Here is a 23,653-nt window from a genome sequence, read left to right as displayed (position 1 = left end):
TGGCCGCTCTCCGCACCGCACCGCTCGTGTCCTGCCCGATGACCGCGACCCCAGCCGTCCCCGATCACAAGGGATCCCGATGAGCTCCTCACCGACCGCGACCAGCTCGCGAATACAACGCAAGAGCCGCAGCAAGCTGCGTCGCCGCGCCACCGGACTGGTGGTGCTGATGCTGGCCCTCGTCGGTGCCGGTGTCATCGCCTCGGTGGTCACCCCCACCCCGCAGGTGGCGGTCGCCCAGGACCAGACGGCGCAGGCTCGTGAGGGCAAGCAGCTCTACGACAACGCGTGCATCACCTGCCACGGCGCGAACCTGCAGGGTGTGCAGGACCGCGGCCCCAGCCTGATCGGCGTGGGCGAGGCGGCCGTGTACTTCCAGGTCTCCACCGGCCGCATGCCGGCAGTCCGCTCCGAGGCGCAGGCCGCTCGCAAGCCCGCCAAGTACGACACCGCGCAGATCGACCAGCTCTCCGCCTACATCCAGGAGAACGGTGGCGGCCCGGAGGTCGTGCGCAACGCCGACGGCAGCATCGCGCAGGAGTCGCTGCGCGGCGAGGACGTCGCCCGCGGCGGCGAGCTCTTCCGCCTCAACTGCGCCTCGTGCCACAACTTCACCGGCCGCGGCGGGGCGCTGTCCTCCGGGCAGTACGCCCCCGCGCTGGACCCGGCCAACGAGCAGCAGATCTACACCGCGATGGTCTCCGGCCCGCAGAACATGCCGAAGTTCTCCGACCGGCAGCTCTCTGCCGAGGAGAAGGCCGACATCATCGCCTACGTCAAGTCGTCGACCGAGACGCCCGCACCGGGCGGCTACGGCCTCGGCGGCATCGGGCCGGTCTCTGAGGGACTGGCCATCTGGGTCATCGGAATCGGGGCGCTCGTGGGTGCCGCGATGTGGATCGGAGCACGGGCATGAGTGGCGGAGACAACCAGGGCAAGCCGCAGCCCACGGACGAAGAGCTCGCCGGCATGAGCCGCGACGAGCTGGTCACGCTGGGGCTGGCCGAGGACGACGTCGTCCTCGCCCACCGGCGTGACCGCTGGCCCGTCAAGGGCACCAAGGCGGAGAAGCGGGCCGAGCGGTCCGTCGCCAGCTGGTTCGCCCTGTCCGGCATCGCGGCGCTGGCGTTCGTCGCCGTCTACCTGTTCTGGCCGTGGGAGTACGCGCCGGCCGGCAGCGACAAGAACACCCTCTACACCCTGTACACCCCGATGCTCGGCCTCACCATGGGCGTCGCCATCCTCGCCCTCGGTGTCGGCGTCATCGCCTACGCCAAGAAGTTCGTCCCGGACGAGACCGCGATCCAGCAGCGGCACCTGGGCGGCTCCAGCGAGCTGGACAAGAAGACCACCGTGGCCCTGCTGCAGGACTCCACGGACACCATCGGCATCGGCCGTCGCAGCCTGATCAAGCGGAGCCTGGGCTTCGGCGCCGGCGCGCTGGGCATCATGGCGATCATGCCGCTGGGCGGGCTCGTCAAGAACCCCTGGAAGGGTGGCTCCGAGGCCGCTCTGTGGACCTCGGGCTGGACCCCCAAGGACGGCGAGACCATCTACCTGCGCCGCTCCACCGGTCACTCTGAGGACGTCTCGCTGGTCCGCGCTGGCGACCTCGACGCCGGCTCCATGGAGACGGTGTTCCCCTTCCGCGAGTCCGAGCGGGGTGACGAGGAGGCGCTGCTGCACGCACTGCGCGGCTCCGACAACCCGGTCATGCTCATCCGCCTGCGTCCCGAGGACGCCGCCAAGGTGGTCAAGCGCAAGGGCCAGGAGACCTACAACTACGGCGACTACTACGCCTACTCCAAGATCTGCACCCACCTCGGTTGCCCGACGTCGCTCTACGAGCAGCAGAACAACCTGATCCTGTGCCCGTGCCACCAGTCGCAGTTCGACGTGCTGGAGTACGCGAAGCCGATCTTCGGCCCGGCGGCACGCGCCCTGCCCCAGCTGCCCATCACGGTCAACAGCGAGGGCTACCTGGTCGCGAACGGTAACTTCAACGAAGCGGTCGGCCCGGCCTTCTGGGAGCGCAAGTCATGACAACCACCACTGCCCCCAAGGGCAAGCTCGCCGCCCTCGGTGAGGGCGCAGCCACCTGGTCGGACGACCGGTACCACATGGCTGCCGGCATGCGGCGCCAGATCAACAAGGTCTTCCCCACTCACTGGTCGTTCCTCTTCGGTGAGATGGCGCTGTACAGCTTCATCATCCTGCTGGTCTCGGGCGTCTACCTGACGCTGTTCTTCGACCCGTCGATGGCCGAGGTCACCTACGACGGTGTCTACGAGCCGCTGCGTGGCGTGGAGATGTCCCGGGCGTACGAGACCTCGCTGAACATCTCCTTCGAGGTGCGCGGCGGGCTGTTCATGCGCCAGATGCACCACTGGGCCGCGCTGCTGTTCGTGGCGTCCATGGTGGTCCACCTGCTCCGCGTGTTCTTCACCGGCGGGTACCGCAAGCCCCGCGAGGCCAACTGGACGATCGGCGGGATCCTCCTGCTGCTGGGCATCGTGGAGGGCTTCGCCGGCTACTCCCTGCCCGACGACCTGCTCTCCGGCACGGGCCTGCGGATCGCCTCGGCGATCATCCTGTCCCTCCCGGTGATCGGCACCTGGATGCACTGGCTGGTCTTTGCCGGCGAGTTCCCCGGCACCATCATCATCGACCGCTTCTACATCGCCCACGTGCTGCTCATCCCGGGCATCCTGCTGGCCCTCATCGCCGCCCACCTGGCCCTGGTCTGGTACCAGAAGCACACCCAGTTCCCCGCGGCCGGCCGCACCGAGAAGAACGTCGTGGGCGTGCGGATCATGCCGCTGTTCGCGCTGAAGGCCGGTGGCTTCTTCGGCGTCACCATGGGTGTGCTGATCCTGATGAGCGGGCTCTTCCAGATCAACCCGATCTGGACCCTCGGGCCCTACGACCCCTCACAGGTCTCCGCCGGCTCGCAGCCCGACTGGTACATGGGCTTCACCGACGGCGCGGCACGCATCCTGCCCGCCTGGGAGCTGTACCTGGGCAACTACACGGTGTCGCAGCCGGTGTTCGTGGCCCTGCTGTGCGGTGCGGTGATCGGCGCGCTGTTCGCCTACCCCGTCATCGAGCGCAAGCTGACCAAGGACGACGCGCCGCACAACCTGCTGCAGCGACCGCGGGACGCCCCGATTCGCACCTCCCTGGGTGCCATGGCCATCGCGTTCTACGTGGTGCTCACCCTGTCCGGCGGCAACGACATCATCGCGTTCCACTTCGACATCTCGCTCAACGCCATGACCTGGATCGGTCGCATCGCCATCCTGCTGGTTCCGCCGATCGTGTACTGGCTGACCTACCGCTACTGCATCGGCCTGCAGCGCGACGACCGCAAGGTCCTGGAGCACGGCGTGGAGACCGGCATGATCAAGCGTCTGCCGCACGGTGAGTTCGTCGAGGTGCACCAGCCCCTGGGTGGCGTCGACGCCCACGGCCACGCCATCCCGCTGGAGTACCAGGGCGCGACCGTGCCCAAGAAGATGAACTCCCTGGGTGCGGCCGGCGAGGCCGGCCGCGGCAGCTTCCTCTACGCCGACCCGGCCGACGAGGCCGCGGCGCTGGAGGCGGCGGAGCGCGAGGGGCTCGAGGAGCACCACCGCGCACTGTCGGGCAAGCCTCTCGACCCGAGGGACTGACCACCCGCCCCACCCGCACGAGACAGCCCAGCGGCCCCGGACCACGAGCTTCACGGTCCGGGGTCGCTGGCTGTCTGTCGCCCCGCTCCCCCGACGCGGGCGGGTGACACGTTCGGCTAGGTGTCGCCGCCCCTGCTCGCCACCACGTCGGCCAGCAGCTCCTCCACCGAGCGGCGAGCGGCGTCCTCCGGCGGCCGGGACAGGTACAGGTCGGCGTAGTACCTCCCGCCGTCCTCCTGCCCCGCCGGGTCGTGCCCGTTGCGGACCACGGCACCCAGCGCGGCCTCTCGCTCGGCGTCGCTGGCGAACCGGCGCTGCGGGAACGGACAGCCGGCCAGCACCTCGGTGACCAGCCCGCGCTGGGACAGCAGCTCCGCCACCCCCGCGTAGGAGTAGGTCCGCAGCACGAAGGCCGCCACCCACGGCAGCTGGCCGTCCGGTCGCGGCTGCACCACGCTGTCGAAGGTGCGGGCGGTGATGTAGCCGACTCCCCCGGTGGCCGTCACCAGGCTCACCTGCCCCAGGTGGTCGTTGAGCTCCGGCGAGGGCAGCTGCTCCTCCAGGTTCTCCGACCAGCCGTCGTCGAGCAGCCCCACTCGCCGGGCGTAGGCCACCGCGTTGCCGGCAAGGTCCAGCCCACCCACCCGCGGGGCCGCCGCCCGACGCCGCTCGGCGTAGAACGCGGTGTCGGCCTCGGCCAGCTCGTCGGTGGACACGTCGGCGAGCTCGGCGCCGGTGTAGCGGGCGAAGAGCTCGGCCAGCGTCACCTCGCAGCACAGCAGCGCGGCGTTGATCCCGTAGGAGCAGCACAGGTCGAGCACCCAGGGCGGATGCACGTCGTCGGCGTCGGGGGCCTGCTCCCGGGCCGCGAGCAGCTGGCGGAAGACCGGCTCGGCCTGCTGGGGGATCTCGTAGTCGTAGCGCGCCAGGGTCCGGAAGTACTCCCGCGGGTCGGGCTCGTCGTAGATGTGGTCGAAGTTCGCCTTGCCGTCGCCCGGTCCCCCGGAAGCTCCGCCTTCACCCATAGCCGCCCCTTTGTGACACATGTGTTGTGAGTCACAAAGGATAGGCAGTCTGCGGGGGTGTGCAGAACGAAGCCGCAGGTCACCGCCCTGCGGCGGGTGGATCAGGGGTTGGCGGTGGCGGCCCTGCGCTCGGCGCCCAGCCGCACGAACTGGTCGATGAGTGACGGATCATCAACTGCCCCAAGGCTCAACGCCGTCCCCGGGTCGGCGCCCTGCAGCACCCGCTTCACCGGAACCTCGAGCTTCTTGCCGGTGCGGGTGTGCGGGATGGCGGCCACCGGGATCAGCTCGCTGGGCACGTGCCGGGGCGAGGCGTCCCGGCGCAGCGCGGCCACGATGCGCGCGCGCAGGTCGTCGTCCAGGGTGGCGCCCTCGGCGAGCACCAGGAACATCGGCATCCAGTAGCTGCCGTCGGGCATCTCCGCCCCGATCACCAGTGCCTCGGCCACCTCCTCGAAGGCCTCCACCACCTCGTAGATGTCCGCGCTGCCCAGCCGCACCCCGTTGCGGTTGAGCGTGGAGTCCGAGCGACCGTGCACCACCACGCTGCCGCGGTCGGTGAGGGTGATCCAGTCGCCGTGGCGCCACACCCCCGGGTAGGTGTCGAAGTACGCCGCCCGGTACCGCGAGCCGTCCTCGTCGTCCCAGAAGAACACCGGCATGGACGGCATCGGCTCGGTCACCACCAGCTCACCGACCTCCCCGCGCAGCGACTGCCCCTCCGGGCCGTAGGCGTCCAGCGCCACCCCGAGCGCGGCGGCCGGGATCTCCCCCACGTGCACCGGCACCGTGGGGGCGCCACCGACGAAGGCGCAGGCCACGTCGGTGCCGCCGCTGGTGGACACCAGCTGCACCCGCTCGGACACCGCGTCGTGCACGTAGCCGTAGGCCGACAGGTGCAGGGTGGAGCCGGTGCTGCCGATGGTGCGCAGCGCCGACAGGTCGTGCTGGCGGCCCGGCACCAGGCCCGCCTTCTCGCAGGCCAGCAGGTAGCCGGGGCTGAGCCCGAACACGGTGACGCCCTCCCGCTCCACCACCTGCCAGAGGGTGTCCGGGCTGGGGAAGACGGGGCTGCCGTCGTGCAGCACCACCGCCGAGCCCACCAGCAGGCCGGCAACGGTGAGGTTCCACATCATCCAGTTGGTGTTGGTGTACCAGAAGAAGGTGTCGTCGGGCCCGAGGTCGAGCTGCAGGCCCAGCGCCGCCAGGTGCACCAGCAGCACCCCGCCGTGGCTGTGCACGATGCCCTTGGGCTTGCCGGTGGTGCCGGAGGAGAACAGCACCCACAGCGGGTGGTCGAACGCGACGTCCACGACGTCCAGCGGGTGCGGGTTGCCCTCGGCGTCGGTGGTGGCCAGGGCCTGCGCCCACGCCAGGGTGCGCACTCCCCCGGCCAGCGGGGCGGGCTCACCGGCGCCGACGTGGTCCACGTGCACCACCGCCCGCAGGGTGGGCAGCCCGGCGGCCAGCTCGGCGGCGGCGTCGCGGCGGTCGACGGTGGTGCCGCTGAACCGGTAGCCGTCGGCGGCGACGAGCACGGTGGGCCGCAGCTGGGCGAAGCGGTCGGTGGCGGCGGCGGGGCCGTAGTCCTGCCCGCAGGCCGACCAGGTGGCGCCGAGGGAGGCGGTGGCCAGGAAGGCGACCAGCGAGACCCGGGTGTTGGGCAGGTAGCCGACGACGCGGTCGCCCTGCTGCACCCCCAGCCCGCGCAGCGCCGCGGCCACGGCGGCGACCTCGCTGCGCAGCTGGCCGAGGGTGGTGGTGACCGAGTCGCCGGCCTCGTTGGTCTCCACCACGGCCCGCGCCTCGGCCGGGCCGAGCAGCGCGTGCTCGACGTAGCTCAGCGTCGCGCCGGTGAACCAGTCGGCGCCGGGCATCTCCCGGCCGGAGAGCACCTGGGTGTACGGGGTGGCCGAGCGGACGTCGAAGTGCTGCCAGACCAGCTCCCAGAACTGCTCCAGCTCGGTGGTGGACCAGGCGAGCAGGTCGGCGTAGTCGGACAGATCGCGCCCGGCGAGGTCACCGGCCTTGCGGGCGAACGCGGCGAGCTGGCTGTGCTCGGCCTCCGGGCCGGGCGACCAGATGGGCTCGGTGCTCTGCTGCATCGCGTGCTCGCTCTCCTGACGGAACCGGTGTGCCCTGCCAGTCCACCAAATCCTCGGCGGCGGTGCAGGAGCGGCCCGCCGGCACCGGGACTTAGCTGCTGATGGCGGGGGCGGCGCGCAGGAAGCGGCGGCTGTCCACCTGGTCGGCGGTGAACGTGGCGAGGTCGGCCTTGCTCACCTGCCAGCCGATGCGGTCGGTGCCGAAGAAGCCCACGTGCCGCACGCCGACGCCCGGGCCGCCGGTGGGCAGGATGACGCGCACGATGGTCCAGTCCAGGGAGGTGCGCATGACGGCGTTGGACATGCCCACCACCTCGCGGTACGCCCGCGGCAGCAGGGTCCGGGTCAGCCAGGACACCACCCTGGTCTGGGTCGTGGGGCTCTCCCGCGGGTCGAGCACGCACGGCGTGGCGTTGCCGACGTAGCGGCGCACCCCGTGCCCCAGCATGGCCTCCACCACCAGCCGGGTGCCCTCCACCAGGGGCGGGCCCACCCTCCGGCGGTTGAGCGTCGGCCAGAGCGTGCTCACCACCGCCTCCGCCCCGGCCACAGCGGAGCCGACGGCCGCGCGGTCGGTGATCTCCCCGACCACCACGTCCACGTCGGCGGACCAGCTCGCCGGCGGGAGCACCGCCTCGTGCACGTAGGCGCGCACGGAGTGGCCGTTGTCCAGCAGGTCGCGCACCGCGAGCCGGCCCACGTCGCTGGTCGACCCGAAGACTGTGACCCTCACCTTCGGCACCCCGCAGGGGTCACGGCACGGTCCTGGGTCACGGCACAGTGCTGGGTCACGGCACGGTCCTCCTCACGCGGTGTAGACCAGCTCGGCCCGGTCGCGCCGGACGTAAAGGTCCCAGTAGGCCTTGGCGATGACGTCGGCCTCCGCGTTCGGTGGCCCGGAGCCGATCCCGGTGTTGATGGCGACGTGCGCGGCGTAGACACCCAGCTCGGCCGCCACCTGGTTGAGGTCGAGCACCCAGCTGCGCAGCGCTGCGGCCGCGGCGTTGACGTTGCCCATCCTGGGGTGCGGCGTCACCGAGCCGGCGCCAGTGGTGAACAACAGCGTCCCCACCTCGTCGTCGATCATCGGCGGCAGCACCTGCTGGGCGGCGGTGACCGCGCCGTACAGGTAGTACTCGATCTGCGGCCGCAGGTTGGCCACGGTGACCTCCAGCGGGTCGGCCACCGCCAGCTCCGGAGCAGGCCGGTACGGGGCCGGGGAGAACTCGAGCACGTCCACCGCGTCGAACCGGTCGGTCACCCCGTCGAAGGCCTCCACCAGCGAGGTGGGGTCGCGCACGTCGGCGGGGAAGGCCGCCGCCTCGATGCCGGCGGCGTCGAGCTGGGCCACGAGCCCGTCCAGGCGCTGCTGCGACCGGGAGATCAGCGCCACCTGAAAGTCTTGTGCGCCAAAGGTCTTGGCGAGGGAGAGCCCCAGCCCGGGGCCTGCTCCGACGATGGCGATGACCGGCATGGGGGACTCCTCTGCTGCAGGGCCTCCCCCGCCACGGTAGCCCGGGTCCGGCAGCGGGCTAGGCCACCGGCGGGTAGGCGGCGAGCTCCTCCAGGCTGACGTCCACGGCGATCTCCCCGCCCAGCTCGGCCCCACCCAGCAGGGGCAGGTCGTCGCCGCTCCAGAACCGGCCGGGGTCGTACCAGCTGGCCTTGCGGTCGTCGGGCAGCAGCCCCATCGCCTGGTAGGTCAGGGCCAGCACCTCGGCGCAGTAGGCCGTCTCCACCGCGCGGTGCTTGACCCGGTTGCGGCGCAGCGCGCGCCCGGTGAGCCACCGGCCCGCCATCGTGGCGGTGCTGGGAAACGGCGTGCCGTCCAGCCGAGCGATGGTGCGCAGCACCGCGCCCTCCTGCTCCTCGGTCACCGGGCTCAGCAGCTGGCGCAGCCACGGGCGCTGGTCGTAGCGGCCGGCCCAGGTCAGCACCGCCTGGCGCATGTCGTGCAGCTGCACGCCCCGCTGGTGGTTGCCGGTCCAGGCGTCCGGCAGCGAGCGACCCAGCTCGGCGTGCCACATCAGCGGTGGCAGGTCGTCGATCACCACGGCCATGCCCACGTGGTTGACCGGGGCGTTGGTGAGGGCACGGATGGCGCGGTCGGCGCCGGAGCGGCCCCGGAAGAGCCAGACGTCGCCGGTGCGGGTCATCTCCAGCGCGTGGTCGAGGGTGACGCTGGTACCGGTCATCCCCGCAGCCTAGGTCCCCCGGAGGGCCGAGAAGGCTTGGCGCAGCGACGTAGCCTGGGCGGCATGCGATGGTGGAAAGTGCTGGGAGTAGCAGGACTAGCGGGTGTGGTGGCCACGGGCGGGGTGGTCGCGCGCAACCAGCGGCAGCGCCGCAGCTACACCCCGGAGGAGGTCAAGGACCGTTTGCACCAGCGGCTCGCCGAGGCCAGCGACGCCACCGGCACGCACTCCGACCGCAGCAAGCCCGGCGTGGCCACCGAGCGCCAGCGAGCACGATGAGCACGGCGCTTGAGGCCCGCACCCCCTCCGCCGCGCTGCGCGCGCCGGGCATCGTGCTCGGCGTGGGCCTCGGTGGCTTCGTGGACGGCATCCTGCTGCACCAGATCCTGCAGTGGCACCACATGCTCACCAGCACCGACACCGACCGGGTGGGCGTCGCCTTCTACCCGCAGGACACCGTGCACGGACTGGAGATCAACACCCTCTGGGACGGCTTCTTCCACACCTTTACCTGGCTGGCGGTGCTGATCGGGCTGGCGCTGCTGTTCTCCCGGCTCAGCTCCGGCCAGGTGCACAGCTGGCGAGCCGCACCGCTGTGGGGCTGGATCCTGGTGGGCTGGGGGTTGTTCAACCTGGTGGAGGGCATCATCGACCACCACGTCCTGGGCATCCACCACGTGCGCAGCGGCCCCAACCAGACGTGGTGGGACCTCGGGTTCCTCGCCCTGGGAGCGGTGCTGGTGGTCGTCGGCTGGCTGCTCGCGCGCCCGTCCTCCCGCCGCACCACCACCCCGGTCGCCACCGCGCCCCGCTGATGCTCGCGCACGACGCGCACACCCACGCCACCGGCACGGGCGCCAGTCCGGTGGTGCTCGCCGTGCTGGGCCTGCTCGCCGCGGCGTACCTGGTGGGGGCGCTGCGCACCGACCGCGACGGCCGCGGCTGGCAGCACTGGCGCACCGCCGCGTTCCTGGGTGGACTGGCGCTGCTGGGCTGGGCGCTGGTGCCCGACGCGCTGCCGCTGCCCGCTGGCACGTTCCAGGCGCACATGGCCCAGCACCTGCTGCTGGCCATGCTGGCCCCGCTCGGGCTGGTGCTCGGCGCGCCCGTCACGCTGGTGCTGCGCAACGTCTCCGCCACCACGGGTCGGCGGCTGGTGGCAGTGCTGCGCAGCCGGCCGGTGGGCCTGGTCGCCAACCCCGTGGTGGCGCTGCTGCTCACCCTCGGCTCGCTGTACCTGCTGTACCTGACCCCGCTGTACGCGTGGAGCAGCAGCCACCCCCTGGCCCACCACCTGCTGCACCTGCACTTCCTGCTCGCCGGCTACCTCTTCGCCTGGGTGATCGCCGGCCCCGACCCGGGCCCGCACCGGCTCTCGGTCAGGGCGCGGCTGGTGGTGCTGGGGGTGGCCATCGCCGGGCACGCCATCCTGTCCCAGCTGATGTACGCCAACCTCTACGTGCGCATCCCGACCACCAGCGACGACCTGCAGGCGGGGGCCTCGCTGATGTACTTCGGCGGCGACATCGCCGAGCTGCTGCTGGCGCTGGCCATGCTGCTCACCTGGCGGGTGCCGCGGCGCGCCCGGGCAACGACCGCGGTCGGCGCACCCTAGTCGTGCCTCACTGCAGGTAGCCCTCCACGTCCTCGGTGGGACGGGGTGCGGCGGTGTCCGGGTCCTCGCCGGCGTCGCGCCGGGCCCGGCGCTGGCGCAGCAGGTCCCAGCACTGGTCCAGCGCCTGCTCCCGAGCCTGCACGCGCCGGCTCTCCTCCTCCGGGGAGATCTCGCCCTGCTCCTCGGCAGTGCGCAGGGCGTGCTCGTCGCTGACCAGCTGCTGGATCTTCTGCAGGATCTCGGCGTCGTCCATGGCCCGCCCCTTCACACTCGACAGCGCGACCGGCTCGTCTCCAACGTACGTCTCGACGGCCCCCGCGGCCCGCTGCTCAGGGGCGCTCGGTGCAGAGCTGGCGCACGCGGGCGAGCACCTCGAAGGCCAGCTCGTCGTCCCGGCAGGCCTCGCGCAGCCGGTCGGCGAGGTCGGTGGCCGCGGCCTGCGCCTGCTCCGGGCTGCAGCCGGCGACGGTGGCCAGCTCGGCCGGTGGCTGGCCGAGGTGCGGCACCAGCGCCCGGTCCAGCGGAGACAGCGACTGCCAGATCTCGTCGGCGGCGTCGCGGGCCAGCACCCCGGCCTCGGGCCCGGGCAAGGTGGCCCCGGTGTCCACCGACGGCACCAGCACCGGCTTGGGCGCCTTGGCCGGGGGCAGCGGGAACCGGCGGCGCAGCACGGTCAGCAGCTTCCCGGCCGGTACCGGACCGCCCGCCGCGGTGAGGATGCCGTGCAGCACGGCGCGCACCAGGTCGGTGGTGGCGCTGGCCTGGTGGGTGGCGTGCGCGGCCGAGGCGATGTCATCGGCGCCGAGCACCGCCACGGCGGCGCGCTCCAGGTCGTCCACCTCGCCCTGCCAGGTGTCCTCGGGACCCCCGGCCAGCCCCACCAGCACGTCGCCGCCGGGGCTCACGCGGCGGGTGAAGCGGGCGTCCAGCGGCAGCAGCGACTCGGCCCGGCGCAGCTGCACCCCGGCCTGGGTCCAGGCGTGCGCCTGGTCGTCGAGCCGGTTGGTGATCGCGGTGCGAAACACCAGCTCCAGCGACGCCTCGTCGTGCGCCTGGGCCCAGCAGGTGAGCAGGAAGCCGGCGTTGCGCCGGTCCAGCAGGCCGGCGAGCACCCGCTCCACCTCGGCGCTGGAGCTGGTGAGGGAGCTGTCGGCGGTCACGCCGGTGCGGGCAGCAGTCACCTCGCTCACCAGGCGGTGCAGCAGGGCAAGGGTCGCGGGGCCGCAGCGACCGGTCACGGTCAGCTCGTCATAGGCAGTCATCGGGCCACCACGCTACGCACCTCGCCGACGGGCTGCACGGCGTCCCGCCGACGCTCGGACCAGCAGCACCAGTCCGTGCAGGAGGACGACCCCGCCGCCCCCGATCAAGGAGCTGAACAGCGTGTCCGCGTCGAAGAACACCAGTGCTGCAAGCGCGACCACCACGGCGACCGCGCCGGGCACGAGGTAGTAGTACGCACGGTTGGTGTTGGCGGTGGCTGGCACTGCTCCTCCTTTGTCCGGGGGTGGATCTGCGTCGCCACCCTGCTTGCTGCAGATCATGCACTCGACCACCCTGCCGGTGGGTTCAGCGGCGGGAAGCGCGCCACCTACGATGCGTGACATGAAGCTGCGCAGCGCCAAGGACGTCTCCACCGCCCCGTTCACCGCTCTGGGTCTGCTCGGTGGCTATCTCGTGGCCCGGGAGACCGGCATCCGTCCGCTGGGCGGTGTGGTGCTCGGCCTGGCCGGGGTCTACGCCGGACGCACCTGGCTGGCCAAGGGCGGACCCAAGGAGACCGCGGCGCTGACGGCGATCTACCTCGGCGGCTTCGGCGCCTCGCACCCGCTGGCCAAGAAGGTCGGCGCGTGGCCCGCCGTGCTCGGGGTGGCTGCGGCCAGCGCCGCGGCGTCCCACCTGCTCGTCGACCGCCGCTAGGCACTTCCCGCTGATCAGGGGGCACCCGCCGGGAGCGGGTGGTCGATCCCCCGGACGTGGTCGGTGACCGCCGCACCCACCACCGTCGCCTCGATGGGCAGCGTCTCCAGACAGCGCCGCACCGCCGCACCCACCAGGGCGGTGGACACCCGCATCGACACCGTGCAGTGGGGCACCCAGCTGTCCGGGCGGTACTCGTCCCAGATGTCGATCCCGGCTGCGGTCAGCCGGTGGTGCACGTGCGCCTGGTGCTCGAGCAGCTCGCGGTGCGGAGCCGGGCCCAGCCACAGCACCCGGCCGAGGAACAGACCGACGAAGGTGAAGGAGAGACGCAGAGGCGGAGCCACCGCCACCCCGGCGAGGGTGGCGGCCACTGCCGCCGGGTCGAGCCGGCCCGCCACCGCCAGCGACACGTGCGGCCGGTGCTGCTGCAGCGACGAGCGCACGTTGTGCACGCCCTCCGCCTCCAGCGCCTCCCACAGCGCCACGATGCGCCGGCTGGCCCGGGCGTCGAGACGGAGCTCCAGCGCGGCGGCCACGGCGTCACGCTACTGGCGGCGCTGCCACCAGGCCCGGCGATGTCGCGCCGAGCGCGCTGGACAGGGACGCTGGAGGGCAGACGCCGTCGTCGCGGGACACCATCGGAGGACGCTATGGCCACCTGGACCCAGGACCAGCTTGTCGGCATCGGCACTCCGGAGGAGGTGACCATCTCCTCGCTGCGCCGCGACGGCACGCTGCGCTCCCCCCGGACGGTGTGGGTGGTCCGCGACGGCGACGACCTCTACGTGCGGTCGGTGTACGGGCCGGGCTCGGCGTGGTACCGCGGCACCCGCGCCCGCCACGAGGGCCGGGTGCAGGCGGGCGGGATGGCCCAGGACGTCACCTTCGTGGACGCCAACGCCGACGTCGACGCCACGCTGAACAACAGCATCGACGCCGACTACCGCCGCAAGTACGCCCACTACGCGGCGAACATCCTCGACTCGATCACCAGCGACGAGGCCCGCTCCACCACGCTGCGCCTGGTCCCGCGCTAGCGGCGTGATCCGCCGGGCCCGCGCCGCGGAGCTGGGGTTGCTGCGCGAGGTGGAGCGCGCGGCCGGCCGCTGCTTCGCCGAGCTGGGGATGCACCGCGTCGCCGACGACGAGCCGCTCCCGGTGCCGGCGCTGGCGGCCTACCAGCGGCAGGGCCGAGCCTGGGTGTGGGCCGATGGCGCAGGCGACGGCGACGACCGACCGGTGGCGTACCTGCTCGCCTCGCTGGTGGACGGGCAGGCGCACGTGGACCAAGTCTCGGTGCACCCGGACCACGCCGGCCGCGGCCTCGGGGCGGACCTGCTGCAGCACCTGGAGGGCTGGGCGCGAGCGCACGGGTGCGCCGCCCTCACGCTGACCACCTTCACCGACGTGCCCTGGAACGGCCCGTACTACCAGCGCCTGGGCTTTCGCCACCTCAGCAGGGAGGAGGAGACGCCGGGGCTGCGGCGCATCCGCACCGCCGAGGCCGCCGAGGGCCTGGACCGCTGGCCGCGCGCGTGCATGCGGCGGGAGATCGGAGCACGCGGCGGGCAACCTTGACACCCTTGGACCACAAGAGCAGCGTCTGACCTCACGAACACCTCACCTCTCAGCCCGGGCGGTACGGCGAGGAGCACGGCATGACTGAACAGCCTGCGCCCTACCCCGTCCGCGTGGACGCGACGCTGGATCCGAAGCTCTCCCGCGGTCTGTGGATCATCAAGTGGCTGCTGCTCATCCCGCACTACATCGTGCTGTTCTTCCTGTGGGTGGCCTTCGTGGTCGTCAGCGTGATCGCGTTCTTCGCCATCCTGTTCACCGGCCGCTACCCACGATCGCTGTTCGACTTCAACGTCGGGGTGCTGCGCTGGTCCTGGCGGGTGCACTACTACGGCTACGCCGCCCTGGGCACCGACCGCTACCCGCCGTTCAGCCTGGAGGAGAAGCGGGACTACCCCGCGCACCTGCACATCCCCTACCCCGAGCAGCTTTCCCGGGGCCTGGTGCTGGTCAAGTGGTGGCTGCTCGCCATCCCGCACTACCTCGTCGTCGGCGTGTTCGCCGGCGGCGGGGTGTCGTTCGGACGTGGTGGCGACAACGACGACTGGGGCGACAACGCGGGAGCGGGGATGAGCCTGGTGACCCTGCTGGTGCTGATCGCAGCAATCGCCCTGCTGTTCACCGGCCGGTACCTGCGCACGATCTACGACTTCGTGCTCGGGATGGACCGCTGGGTGCTGCGCGTGGCCGCCTACGCGGCGCTGATGACCGACCACTACCCACCCTTCCGGCTCGACCAGGGCGGAACCGAGCCCGCCGTGGCGCTCGCCAAGCCACCTGCGTCACACCCTGACCCCCAACGCAGCGATCCGCCGGACCCCAGCACGGCGTGATCGCCGGTCAGGGACGCAACCACACGGTGGTGTCGGTCGGCAGCACGTCAGTCACCGGCTCCGCGGCGCTGCACACCAGCACCTGTGCGCCGGCAGGCAGCGGCACCGGGGGGCCACCGACGTTGGCCAGCACCCGCACCGGCCCGGTGGCGGTGCGCACGTCGAAGGCCAGCAGGTGCTGGTGGTCGGTCGGCGCCCAGGTCAGCGTCCCCCGGCCCAGCGCCAGCTCCTTGCGGGTGCGCAGCAGCGTCCGGTAGAGCTCCAGCGTCGAGCCCACCACCCCACTCTGCTGGTCCACGGCCAGGGCGGCGTACTCCGGCGGCTGCGGCAGCCACGACCGCCCCGTCGGGCTGAAGCCGCACGCCGGGGCGTCGGCCACCCACGGCATGGGCACGCGGCACCCGTCCCGGCCGGGGTTGGTGTCGCCGGAGCGGAACCAGGTGGGGTCCTGGCGCACCTCGTCGGGCAGCCGGGTTGCCTCGGGCAGGCCCAGCTCCTCACCCTGGTACAGGTAGGCCGAGCCGGGCAGCGCCAGCATCACCGTGGTGGCCGCCCGGGCCCGTCGCAGGCCCAGCTGCGCGTCGGGCTGCGGGTCGCCGGGGCCGATGCCCGCGATGCGCGCCAGGCCCGAGTGCTGCGGGTAGCCCAGCCGGGAGGTGTGCCGCACCACGTCGTGGTTGGACAGCACCCAGGTCTGCGGGGCGTCGTAGGGCGCCACCGCAGCCAGCGCGTCGGTGATGGTGCTGCGCTGCGCATCGGCCAGCCACGGCGTCATCAGGTACGGGAAGTTGAACGACTGGTGCATCTCGTCGGGTCGCACGTAGCGGGCCAGGGCGGCGCTGGGGCTCACCCACGCCTCGGCGACCAGGATGCGGGCTGAGTCTGCTCCCGCCGGCTGCCCGCCCGGCACGTCCCCGCCGGCCCCGGCAGCCCCGCCGTAGGAGTCGGCGAGCTTGCGCCAGCTGCGGTAGATCTCGTGCACCCCGGGCTGGTCCCACATCGGCTGGTCCGCGGTCGGTCCCAGCAGCTCGTGCCGGCCCGACGGTGCGTCCGGCAGCCCGGCCGCCTTCACCAGCCCGTGCGCGACGTCCACCCGGAAGCCGTCCACGCCGCGGTCCAGCCAGAACCGCAGCACCCGCTCGAGCTCCTGGGCCACCTCCGGGTTGGTCCAGTCGAAGTCGGGCTGAGTGACGTCGAACAGGTGCAGGTACCACTGCCCCGGGGTGCCGTCGGCCTCGGTCACCCGCTCCCACGCCGAGCCGCCGAAGGTGCTCTGCCAGTTGTTCGGCGGCTGCGCACCATCTGGTCCCCTGCCGTCCCGGAAGAGGTAGCGCGCCCGCTGCGGGCTGCCCGGCGGCGACGCCAGCGCCTGCTGGAACCACGGGTGCTCGCTGGAGGAGTGGTTGGGCACCACGTCCACGATCACCCGCAGCCCCAGCGCGTGCGCCTGGGTGAGCAGCGCGTCGGCGTCGGCCAGGGTGCCGAAGCGCGGGTCGACGCCGTAGTAGTCGGCCACGTCGTAGCCGGCGTCGTGCTGCGGCGAGGGGTAGAACGGCGAGAGCCAGAGCGCGTCGACGCCCAGCTCGACCAGGTGCGGCAGGTGGGCGGTGATGCCGGGCAGGTCCCCCAGCCCGTCACCGTCGGAGTCGGCCCAGGAGCGCGGGTACACCTGGTAGATCACGGCGTCGCGCCACCACGAGTGCGCGGGTGTCGGCTCAGTCATGGGGCTCCCTCTGCGCACGCGGGCAATTCGCCGCGAGATTACGGGCGCAGCGGCACGGCTGCACGCGCCTGGTCCGCTCCCCGCTCGGGCGGTGCCATGATGAGCCGGTGCTGCACCTGCGACTGCGTGTTCCCGCCGACCTGGTCGACGAGGTGCTGGCCGACCTCGAGCAGGACGACACGGTCACCAACGTCGCGGTGGTTCCCGGCGGCTTCCGCAAGCCCGCGGGGACGCTGGTGCTGGCCGACGTCGCCAGGGAGAGCGCCACCGCGGTGATCGGGCGCCTGCGCACGCTGAAGGTGCAGCACCGGGGCTCGATCAGCATCGAGCAGCTGGACACCGTGCTCTCGGACGACGCGACCAGGGCGGAGGTTGCCGCCCCCGGCGCACCTGATGACGCGGTGGTGTGGGAGTCGGTGGAGCAGCGGCTGCGGGACAGCTCCCGGTTGTCGTGGGTGTTCATCGCCTTCATGACCATCGCCGCCGCCCTCGCCGGCGTCGGCCGCATCACTGACCAGCCGATCCTGATCGTGGGCGCGATGGTGGTGGGCCCGGAGTTCGCGCCCATCGCTGCGCTGTGCTTCGGCTTCGCCCGGCCCCGGCTCAGCATGGTGCCCCTGGCCGTGCGCGCGCTGGTGGTGGGTTTCGCCATCGCCACCATGATCGCCACCATCTTCTGGTGGGTGCTGTTCCAGCTGGGCGGGTTCACCCGGGAGCAGGCCACCAGCGGCCCGCTCACCGACTTCATCGTCAGCCCGGACGGGTGGTCGTTCGTGGTGGGGATCCTGGCTGGGGTGGCCGGCATGCTCTCCCTGACCACCGCGAAGTCGGAGGTGCTGGTGGGTGTGTTCATCTCGGTGACGACCATCCCGGCGCTGGGCACCGTGGCCGTGTGCCTGGCCTGCGGCGCCTGGGGCGACGTGGTCTCCGCCGCCGCTCAGCTGGGCCTGAACCTGGTGGCGATCGTCCTGGCCGGTACCTGCACCCTGCTGCTGCAACGGCTCATCTGGCAGCGCATCACCCCCACTCGGTTGCACATCGGTCGATGAGGACCGTGCGGGTCGGCGGCGTGGGTCCGCGTCCCGCTGGGGGTGGGCGTCAGCGTGGGCCGGTGGACGCCGCCACGGGTGAGCGTGCGGTGCAGCTGACCAGCTGCGGGGGCGGTGACCCCGGCGCCGGGTGAGCCGGCGCGGGTGGTGGCTCGGACGTGGACCTGGGCACCACCGGGCGGCTCGCCGTGGGCCTGTGGGCGCCGGCTGACTGACGGCTCAGCGGGTGGCGACGGCTTCGAGGCGCTCCAGCGTCCGTGCCATCCCGGCCCGCAGGTGCTCGCGGCGGTCGGTGACGCCGGCCAGACGCTGGATCACCCGCACTGGCAGAGCCTGGCGCGGCACCTTGGTCATCGTCTCAGTGACTTCGGTGCCGCCGTCCACCGCCCGCAGCTGGTAGCGCCAGGTGGTGCGCGACGGCCACGCCACGTGGAAGGCGAAGGAGCTGCCGGGCTGGTTCTCGATCACCCGGCACAGCGTGGCCCAGCGGTACACCGGGCCGATGCGGTTGCCGGCGATGAAGCGTTCGCCCTTGGTCAGCCAGCGGGCGCCCGTGGTCTCCGGGCTCAGCTCCCCCATGCGGGTGATGTCGCTGAGCACGGCGTGCAGCCGCTGTGGGCTGGCGGGGATCACCCGGCTGACGCGGAGGGCCAGCGCGGCGGTGCCGTCGACGTCGGCCACCAGACGTTCGGCCAGCGGGCGGGCCGAGGCCGGGTTCTGCCCGGTGTACAGGTTGCGGTCGATGACCAGGAACGGCCACAGCGGCGTGGCGCCCCGCAGGTAGTGCGCGCCAGCCTCGGTGAGGCGGTCCTGCAGCAGCCACGGCGCCGTGCGGGCGAGGCCGTTGAGCGTCTCCTCGCGGTTGGACAGGCCCGTCATCCGGTAGCCGGCGAAGGGCCACACCCTGTCGGGTTGGGTGGCGGCCAGGGTGGCGGCGGGGCCGTGGCAGACCAGGGCCAGCGGCTTGCCGGAGGCGAGGCGGCGGCGCAGCAGCTCGCCGGAGGTCGTGTCCGTGGCGAGGTCCGCCATCGGCCCGTGCCCGCCGACGTAGAAAACAACGTCGTAGGCGTCCGGGTCGACGTCGGCCAGGTCCAGCGGATGCTCGAGCGTTGCGCCCAGTGCGGCGAGGTAGCGCCGGTGCTTGCGGGCGGTGGACGGCAGCCCGCCCGCGAGCCCGAGGCTCTTGGGGTCAGCCACCGGCGGCCTGCCGCATGGGGTCGCGATGTCGACGGTCCAGCCTGCCGCGGTGAAGATGCGGTGCGGCTCGACCAGCTCCCCGGCCCAGTACCCGGTGGGGTGCCGGGTTCCGTCGCGCAGCGTCCAGTGGTCGGCGGCGGAGACCACGAGCAGGGCGGTTGTCATGGCGCACAGCCTGCCCGAGCGTGGCGATCCTGCGCAGCGCGGGTGATCGCGGCTCGCTCCTCGGGCACCGCATCCGTCCGTAGCGTGGCGACATCGAGCCTCGTCGGCAAGAACGAGAGAAGGAGACGCCATGAAGCTCACGCCCAGCGGCGGCCAGACCGCGGTGGGCCCCACTGACTGGTTCAGCGGCACGGTCTACCTCGACGGCATCCAGAACCCGGATGAGCAGTCCGCCGTCGGGTGCGCCCAACGTGCGGTTCACCCCGGGCGCCCGGACGGCCAGGTGGTGACCTGGCTCTAAGACGTACTTTAGTCATCCACATGAGACAGCTCCTCGCTTGAGCTGGGCGAACGGAGGAAACCCGCGTGATCGACCCTGGCGCTCTCGACGAGGCCGTCGAGCGCATCGCTGCCCGGCACGGCAAGCAGCACGTCGGGCTGGTGGTGGGGGCGGTGACGTCCGCCGGCGCGCGGTCCGTCGTGCCTAAGGGGGGCATCCGCGCGCCTAACGGCCCCGCGCCCCGCGCCGACAGCCTGTTCGAGATCGGCTCGGTCACCAAGGTGTTCACCGCGTTGCTGCTCGCCGAGGCCGTGACGCGCGGCGAGCTGTCCCTCGACACTCCGGTCGGCGACCTGCTGCCAGAAGTCGCCGTCCCGACCCGCGACGGCGTCGCGATCACCGTCGAGCACCTGGCGACGCACACCGCGGGGCTGCCCAACAACCCGATGCCGCTTCGGGCCGCGATCTGGGCTGCGTGGAAGGCTCGTGCCGGCGACCCGTGGAAGGAGATCGACCGCGCCGCGCTGCTGACCGCGCTGGGCGAGACCGAGTTGCGCCACACGCCCGGCACCGGCCGAATCGCCTACTCGAACCTCGGTGCGGGCGTGCTGGGCCACGCGCTGGTCGCCGCCGCTGCGCGCCATGACTTCGGTGAGTTGGTGCAGTCACGGATCTGCGAGCCGCTCGGAATGGTCGACACCGTGCTCCTCCCCAACCGGGAGCAGGCGCAGCGGGAGGCCGACGGCCACCGCCGGCGCCGGCGTACCACCGGCCACTGGGAGGTCGCCGGCCTGCCCGGCGCGGGTGCGCTGCGCTCCACAGCCACCGACATGCTCACCTTCCTGCACGCCCAGCTCCGCCCGGACGCCACCCCGCTGGGACCGGCGATCGCACTCACCCACCCGGAGCGCCGGCCCGGCAAGAGACTCGGCATCGGGCTCGGCTGGCTGCGAGTGCCGATCAGCGGCGACCACATCATGCTCTGGCACAACGGCGGCACCGGCGGCTTCCGAGCGGTCGCTGGGTTCGTGCCGGCCGCCGGGGTGGGTGTGGTCGTGTTGGCGAACGACCTGCGCAGCGTCGACCGCGTCGGCCTCGAGCTGCTCACTGCACTCAGCACATAGCCGGCAGCTCCTGCGGCTCCGGCAGCGTGGCCATCAAGGGTCGGTCCCCTCCTGACGTCGCTCAGTGCACGCCCGATGATGTCCGGTTCGCCACCAGGGTTGCACTCCAGCGCACCGGCCCCTGGCTCTGGCAATGGGGCCGCCCCGGCCGCGCGAGGCGGCCGGGGCGGCTGAGAGGAGCTACTTGCCAAGTTCAGACGAGTTGCCGAGCTTGGCAAGAAATGTCACCGCAAGCCGAAGTGACATCCCGGCAAGCCCCCCGGGACATCCCGGCGAGCCCGCCGGGACATCCCGGCAAGCCTCGCCGTCAGCTGCAGCCGCTGGTGGAGCCGCAGCCCTCGCAGACGTAGCAGGAGCCGGCCGGGCGCATCTTGGTGCCGCAGGTGAAGCACAGCGGCGCGTCGGTGGCCATGCCCATCACCAGCTCCAGCAGCTCAGCCGAGCTGCCGACACCACCCGGGGCGGGCGAGGCCACGGCCACCTCGTCCGGGTCGACGGTGGGCTCGGTGCCCACGCCGGAGCGCAGACCCTCCACGTCCACCTCGGCCGGGGCACCGGTGCCGTAGTCGGTGGCCGCCACCTTGGCCGAGCGCTCCTCCGCGGAGTAGATGCCCAGCTCGGCGCGCTTCTCCGCCGGCAGGTGGTCCAGCGCCAGGCGACGGAACAGGTAGTCCACCACCGAGGTCGCGATGCGCACGTCCGGGTCGTCGGTCATGCCCGACGGCTCGAAGCGCATGTTCACGAACTTGGACACGTAGGTCTCCAGCGGCACGCCGTACTGCAGCGCGATGGAGATGGCCATGGAGAAGGCGTCCATCACCCCGGAGAGGGTGGAGCCCTGCTTGCTCATCTTGACGAAGATCTCGCCCACGTGGCCGTCGGGGTAGTTGCCCGCCGTCACGTAGCCCTCGGCGCCACCGACGGCGAAGGACACCGTCTGGCCGTTGCGCTTCTTGGGCAGGCGCTTGCGGGTGGGCGCGGCCTCCACGATCTCGGTGACCACGGTCTTGTTGGAGCTGGCCGAGCCCGAGCTGCCGGCGGACAGCGGCTGGCCCACCTTGCAGTTGTCGCGGTAGATGGCCAGCGCCTTGATGCCCAGCTTCCAGCTGTCGAAGTAGATGCCCTCGACCTCCTCGACGGTGGCCGTCTCCGGCATGTTCACCGTCTTGGAGATGGCACCGGACAGGAACGGCTGGGCCGCTGCCATCATCCGGACGTGGCCCATCGGGGCGATGGCCCGGGCACCCATGGCGCAGTCGAACACCTCGTAGTGCTCCGGGCGCAGGCCGGGAGCGTCGATGACGTGGCCCTTGGCCGCGATGTGCTCGACGATGGCCTCGACCTGCTCGGGCTGGTAGCCCAGCGAGGTCAGCGCGCGCGGCACCGTCTGGTTGACGATCTGCATGGAGCCGCCGCCGACCAGCTTCTTGAACTTGACCAGCGAGAAGTCCGGCTCGATGCCGGTGGTGTCGCAGTCCATCATGAAGCCGATGGTGCCGGTGGGCGCCAGGACGCTGGCCTGGGCGTTGCGCCAGCCGTTGGCGGCACCGATCTTGAGGCCCTCCTGCCACACCGCGGTGGCCGCCTTGTGCACGGCAGCGTCGGTGCGGTGCAGGGTGCGCACCTGGTCGTTGGCCGCGGCGTGCTTGCGCATGACGCGCTGGTGCGCCTCGGCGTTGCGGGCGTAGCCCTCGTACGGGCCGACCACGCCGGCCATTTCGGCGGAGCGCTTGTAGGCGGCACCGGTCATCAGCGAGGTGATGGACGCGGCGAGCGCCCGGCCACCCTCGGAGTCGTAGGCGTGGCCGGTGGCCATGAGCAGCGCGCCCAGGTTGGCGTAGCCGATGCCCAGCTGACGGAACTTGCGGGTGGTGTCCCCGATGGGCTCGGTGGGGAAGTCGGCGAAGCAGATGGAGATGTCCATCGCGGTGATGATGATCTCGACGGCCTTGGCGAAGGTGGCCGCGTCGAAGCCGCCGTCGTTGGTGAGGAACTTCATCAGGTTCAGCGACGCCAGGTTGCAGCTGGAGTTGTCCAGGTGCATGTACTCGCTGCAGGGGTTGGAGGCGCTGATGCGGCCCGACTCGGGGCAGGTGTGCCAGTCGTTGATGGTGTCGTCGTACTGGATGCCCGGGTCGGCGCACTCCCACGCGGCAGTGGCGATGGAGCGGAACAGCGTCTTGGCGTCCACCGTCTCGATGACGTCGCCGGTGTCGCGGGCACGCAGGCCGAACTCGCTGCTGTTCTCCACCGCGCGCATGAACTCGTCGCTGACCCGCACCGAGTTGTTGGCGTTCTGGTACTGCACGCTGGTGATGTCGGCGCCACCGAGGTCCATGTCGTAACCGGCGTCGCGGAGAACGCGGATCTTGTTCTCCTCCTTGGCCTTGGTCTCGACGAACTCCTGGATGTCGGGGTGGTCGACGTCGAGGACGACCATCTTGGCCGCGCGGCGGGTGGCGCCACCGGACTTGATGGTGCCGGCGGAGGCGTCGGCACCACGCATGAAGCTGACCGGGCCGGAGGCGGTGCCGCCGGAGGACAGCAGCTCCTTGGAGGAGCGGATGCGGGAGAGGTTCAGGCCGGCGCCGGAGCCGCCCTTGAAGATCATCCCCTCTTCCTTGTACCAGTTCAGGATCGAGTCCATGGTGTCGTCCACCGCGAGGATGAAGCAGGCGCTGACCTGCTGCGGCGAGGCGGTGCCGACGTTGAACCACACCGGGGAGTTGAAGCTGAAGACCTGGTTGAGCAGCATCCAGGTGAGCTCGTGGGAGAAGATCTCCGCGTCCTCGTCGGAGGCGAAGTAGCCGTGCTCCAGGCCGGCCTTGGTGTAGGTGTCCACCACGCGGTTGAGCAGCTGGCGCAGGCTGCGCTCGCGGGTGTCCGAGCCGGCCGCCCCGCGGAAGTACTTGCTGGTGACGATGTTGACGGCGTTGAGCGACCAGCTCTCGGGGAACTCCACCCCGCGCTGCTCGAAGTTCACCGTGCCGTCGCGCCAGTTGGTCATGACCACGTCGCGCTGGGCCCAGGTGACCTCGTCGTAGGGGTGCACGCCCGCAGTGGTGTAGACCCGCTCCATCCGAACGCCGGCCTTGCGGTTCTGCTTGCCGCCCTTGGCCGAGCGGCTGCTCGAACCGGATGTGTGGGCTCCGACGGTCTCCGTCATGGGA

25 protein-coding genes are annotated in these 23,653 nt (G+C 71.8%); 13 read left to right on the top strand and 12 right to left on the bottom strand.

The window, feature by feature from the left end:
- The first annotated feature begins 79 nt into the window (after nucleotides 1–79).
- Genes qcrC through qcrB form a run of 3 tightly spaced genes read left to right on the top strand, consistent with a single transcriptional unit; the run spans nucleotide 80 to nucleotide 3,671 of the window.
- Entirely contained in the window at nucleotides 80–916 is an 837-nt protein-coding gene (gene qcrC, locus AC3YNX_RS10075; protein ID WP_127782457.1) for a cytochrome bc1 complex diheme cytochrome c subunit, read from the top strand.
- The gene (qcrA, locus tag AC3YNX_RS10070; protein ID WP_489983932.1) at nucleotides 913–2,043 is read left to right on the top strand and encodes a cytochrome bc1 complex Rieske iron-sulfur subunit; all 1,131 of its coding nucleotides are present in this window, start codon (nucleotides 913–915) and stop codon (nucleotides 2,041–2,043) included. Before qcrC ends, qcrA begins: the two co-directional genes overlap by 4 nt.
- Nucleotides 2,040–3,671: a cytochrome bc1 complex cytochrome b subunit gene (gene qcrB / locus AC3YNX_RS10065; RefSeq protein WP_127782455.1), complete on the top strand. Its 1,632-nt coding sequence runs from the start codon at nucleotides 2,040–2,042 to the stop codon at nucleotides 3,669–3,671. The genes qcrA and qcrB overlap by 4 nt, the downstream gene beginning before the upstream one ends.
- A 116-nt stretch (nucleotides 3,672–3,787) precedes the next feature.
- Here the strand turns inward: qcrB and AC3YNX_RS10060 are convergent, their stop codons facing one another.
- From AC3YNX_RS10060 to AC3YNX_RS10040, 5 genes are all read right to left on the bottom strand, one after another.
- On the bottom strand, nucleotides 3,788–4,696 hold the full coding sequence (locus AC3YNX_RS10060; RefSeq protein WP_127782454.1) for a hypothetical protein: 909 nt from the start codon (nucleotides 4,694–4,696) through the stop codon (nucleotides 3,788–3,790).
- 101 nt (nucleotides 4,697–4,797) lie between these two features.
- The gene (locus AC3YNX_RS10055) at nucleotides 4,798–6,801 is read right to left on the bottom strand and encodes an acetoacetate--CoA ligase (RefSeq protein WP_489995374.1); all 2,004 of its coding nucleotides are present in this window, start codon (nucleotides 6,799–6,801) and stop codon (nucleotides 4,798–4,800) included.
- Nucleotides 6,802–6,892: 91 nt separating this feature from the next.
- Complete coding sequence (locus tag AC3YNX_RS10050; protein ID WP_489995373.1) at nucleotides 6,893–7,534, bottom strand: NAD(P)-dependent oxidoreductase; 642 nt, start codon at nucleotides 7,532–7,534, stop codon at nucleotides 6,893–6,895.
- Nucleotides 7,535–7,606: 72 nt separating this feature from the next.
- Complete coding sequence (locus tag AC3YNX_RS10045) at nucleotides 7,607–8,275, bottom strand: SDR family NAD(P)-dependent oxidoreductase (RefSeq protein WP_489995372.1); 669 nt, start codon at nucleotides 8,273–8,275, stop codon at nucleotides 7,607–7,609.
- 58 nt (nucleotides 8,276–8,333) lie between these two features.
- Nucleotides 8,334–8,996, bottom strand: a complete 663-nt coding sequence (locus tag AC3YNX_RS10040; RefSeq protein ID WP_127782450.1) for a hypothetical protein — start codon at nucleotides 8,994–8,996, stop codon at nucleotides 8,334–8,336.
- Between the two features lie 63 nt (nucleotides 8,997–9,059).
- On the opposite strand from AC3YNX_RS10040, the gene AC3YNX_RS10035 reads away from it, so the two are divergent.
- Genes AC3YNX_RS10035 through AC3YNX_RS10025 form a run of 3 tightly spaced genes read left to right on the top strand, consistent with a single transcriptional unit; the run spans nucleotide 9,060 to nucleotide 10,611 of the window.
- Entirely contained in the window at nucleotides 9,060–9,275 is a 216-nt protein-coding gene (locus tag AC3YNX_RS10035) for a hypothetical protein (RefSeq protein ID WP_127782449.1), read from the top strand.
- Entirely contained in the window at nucleotides 9,272–9,811 is a 540-nt protein-coding gene (locus AC3YNX_RS10030; protein WP_489995371.1) for a DUF2243 domain-containing protein, read from the top strand. The genes AC3YNX_RS10035 and AC3YNX_RS10030 overlap by 4 nt, the downstream gene beginning before the upstream one ends.
- Nucleotides 9,811–10,611, top strand: coding sequence for a cytochrome c oxidase assembly protein (locus tag AC3YNX_RS10025; RefSeq protein WP_489995370.1), 801 nt, complete (start codon nucleotides 9,811–9,813; stop codon nucleotides 10,609–10,611). Before AC3YNX_RS10030 ends, AC3YNX_RS10025 begins: the two co-directional genes overlap by 1 nt.
- A gap of 7 nt (nucleotides 10,612–10,618) precedes the next feature.
- Here the strand turns inward: AC3YNX_RS10025 and AC3YNX_RS10020 are convergent, their stop codons facing one another.
- From AC3YNX_RS10020 to AC3YNX_RS10010, 3 genes are all read right to left on the bottom strand, one after another.
- Nucleotides 10,619–10,864 (bottom strand): DUF2630 family protein, encoded by a 246-nt coding sequence (locus AC3YNX_RS10020; RefSeq protein ID WP_127782447.1) that lies wholly within the window; start codon nucleotides 10,862–10,864, stop codon nucleotides 10,619–10,621.
- A 76-nt stretch (nucleotides 10,865–10,940) separates the two neighbouring features.
- A complete protein-coding gene (locus tag AC3YNX_RS10015) occupies nucleotides 10,941–11,873 on the bottom strand; it encodes a hypothetical protein (protein WP_489995369.1) in 933 nt (310 codons plus the stop codon).
- Between the two features lie 12 nt (nucleotides 11,874–11,885).
- Entirely contained in the window at nucleotides 11,886–12,098 is a 213-nt protein-coding gene (locus tag AC3YNX_RS10010) for a hypothetical protein (RefSeq protein ID WP_489995368.1), read from the bottom strand.
- Nucleotides 12,099–12,207: 109 nt separating this feature from the next.
- On the opposite strand from AC3YNX_RS10010, the gene AC3YNX_RS10005 reads away from it, so the two are divergent.
- The gene (locus AC3YNX_RS10005) at nucleotides 12,208–12,531 is read left to right on the top strand and encodes a hypothetical protein (RefSeq protein ID WP_489995367.1); all 324 of its coding nucleotides are present in this window, start codon (nucleotides 12,208–12,210) and stop codon (nucleotides 12,529–12,531) included.
- A 14-nt stretch (nucleotides 12,532–12,545) separates the two neighbouring features.
- Here AC3YNX_RS10005 and AC3YNX_RS10000 read toward each other — a convergent pair whose 3' ends face one another.
- A complete protein-coding gene (locus AC3YNX_RS10000) occupies nucleotides 12,546–13,070 on the bottom strand; it encodes a 2'-5' RNA ligase family protein (protein WP_489995366.1) in 525 nt (174 codons plus the stop codon).
- A 114-nt stretch (nucleotides 13,071–13,184) separates the two neighbouring features.
- Here AC3YNX_RS10000 and AC3YNX_RS09995 point away from each other — a divergent pair, with 114 nt between their 5' ends.
- From AC3YNX_RS09995 to AC3YNX_RS09985, 3 genes are all read left to right on the top strand, one after another.
- Nucleotides 13,185–13,571 (top strand): DUF2255 family protein, encoded by a 387-nt coding sequence (locus tag AC3YNX_RS09995; protein ID WP_489995365.1) that lies wholly within the window; start codon nucleotides 13,185–13,187, stop codon nucleotides 13,569–13,571.
- A 4-nt stretch (nucleotides 13,572–13,575) separates the two neighbouring features.
- Nucleotides 13,576–14,112 carry a GNAT family N-acetyltransferase gene (locus tag AC3YNX_RS09990; RefSeq protein WP_489983921.1) on the top strand — a complete coding sequence of 179 codons (537 nt, stop codon included), beginning with the start codon at nucleotides 13,576–13,578 and terminating at the stop codon, nucleotides 14,110–14,112.
- Nucleotides 14,113–14,192: 80 nt separating this feature from the next.
- Nucleotides 14,193–14,945, top strand: a complete 753-nt coding sequence (locus tag AC3YNX_RS09985; RefSeq protein ID WP_489995364.1) for a DUF4389 domain-containing protein — start codon at nucleotides 14,193–14,195, stop codon at nucleotides 14,943–14,945.
- A gap of 7 nt (nucleotides 14,946–14,952) precedes the next feature.
- On the opposite strand, the gene AC3YNX_RS09980 is transcribed toward AC3YNX_RS09985, so the two are convergent.
- On the bottom strand, nucleotides 14,953–16,668 hold the full coding sequence (locus AC3YNX_RS09980; protein ID WP_489995363.1) for a glycoside hydrolase family 13 protein: 1,716 nt from the start codon (nucleotides 16,666–16,668) through the stop codon (nucleotides 14,953–14,955).
- Nucleotides 16,669–16,775: 107 nt separating this feature from the next.
- Here AC3YNX_RS09980 and AC3YNX_RS09975 point away from each other — a divergent pair, with 107 nt between their 5' ends.
- The gene (locus AC3YNX_RS09975; RefSeq protein ID WP_127782440.1) at nucleotides 16,776–17,717 is read left to right on the top strand and encodes a DUF389 domain-containing protein; all 942 of its coding nucleotides are present in this window, start codon (nucleotides 16,776–16,778) and stop codon (nucleotides 17,715–17,717) included.
- Between the two features lie 219 nt (nucleotides 17,718–17,936).
- Here the strand turns inward: AC3YNX_RS09975 and AC3YNX_RS09970 are convergent, their stop codons facing one another.
- On the bottom strand, nucleotides 17,937–19,079 hold the full coding sequence (locus tag AC3YNX_RS09970; RefSeq protein WP_489995362.1) for a DJ-1/PfpI family protein: 1,143 nt from the start codon (nucleotides 19,077–19,079) through the stop codon (nucleotides 17,937–17,939).
- Nucleotides 19,080–19,209: 130 nt separating this feature from the next.
- Between AC3YNX_RS09970 and AC3YNX_RS09965 the strand changes: the two genes are divergently transcribed.
- Both AC3YNX_RS09965 and AC3YNX_RS09960 read left to right on the top strand, forming a co-directional pair.
- Nucleotides 19,210–19,380: a hypothetical protein gene (locus tag AC3YNX_RS09965; RefSeq protein ID WP_206518110.1), complete on the top strand. Its 171-nt coding sequence runs from the start codon at nucleotides 19,210–19,212 to the stop codon at nucleotides 19,378–19,380.
- 152 nt (nucleotides 19,381–19,532) lie between these two features.
- The gene (locus AC3YNX_RS09960) at nucleotides 19,533–20,483 is read left to right on the top strand and encodes a serine hydrolase domain-containing protein (protein WP_489995361.1); all 951 of its coding nucleotides are present in this window, start codon (nucleotides 19,533–19,535) and stop codon (nucleotides 20,481–20,483) included.
- Between the two features lie 307 nt (nucleotides 20,484–20,790).
- Here AC3YNX_RS09960 and AC3YNX_RS09955 read toward each other — a convergent pair whose 3' ends face one another.
- The gene (locus tag AC3YNX_RS09955) at nucleotides 20,791–23,649 is read right to left on the bottom strand and encodes a vitamin B12-dependent ribonucleotide reductase (RefSeq protein WP_489995360.1); all 2,859 of its coding nucleotides are present in this window, start codon (nucleotides 23,647–23,649) and stop codon (nucleotides 20,791–20,793) included.
- Between the last annotated feature and the right edge of the window lie 4 nt (nucleotides 23,650–23,653).

It is taken from the genome of Rhodococcus sp. Z13_19A (assembly GCF_058133575.1).
The sequence above is the reverse complement of the archived record's forward strand: the minus strand, read 5'-3'. Positions and strand labels throughout refer to the sequence as shown.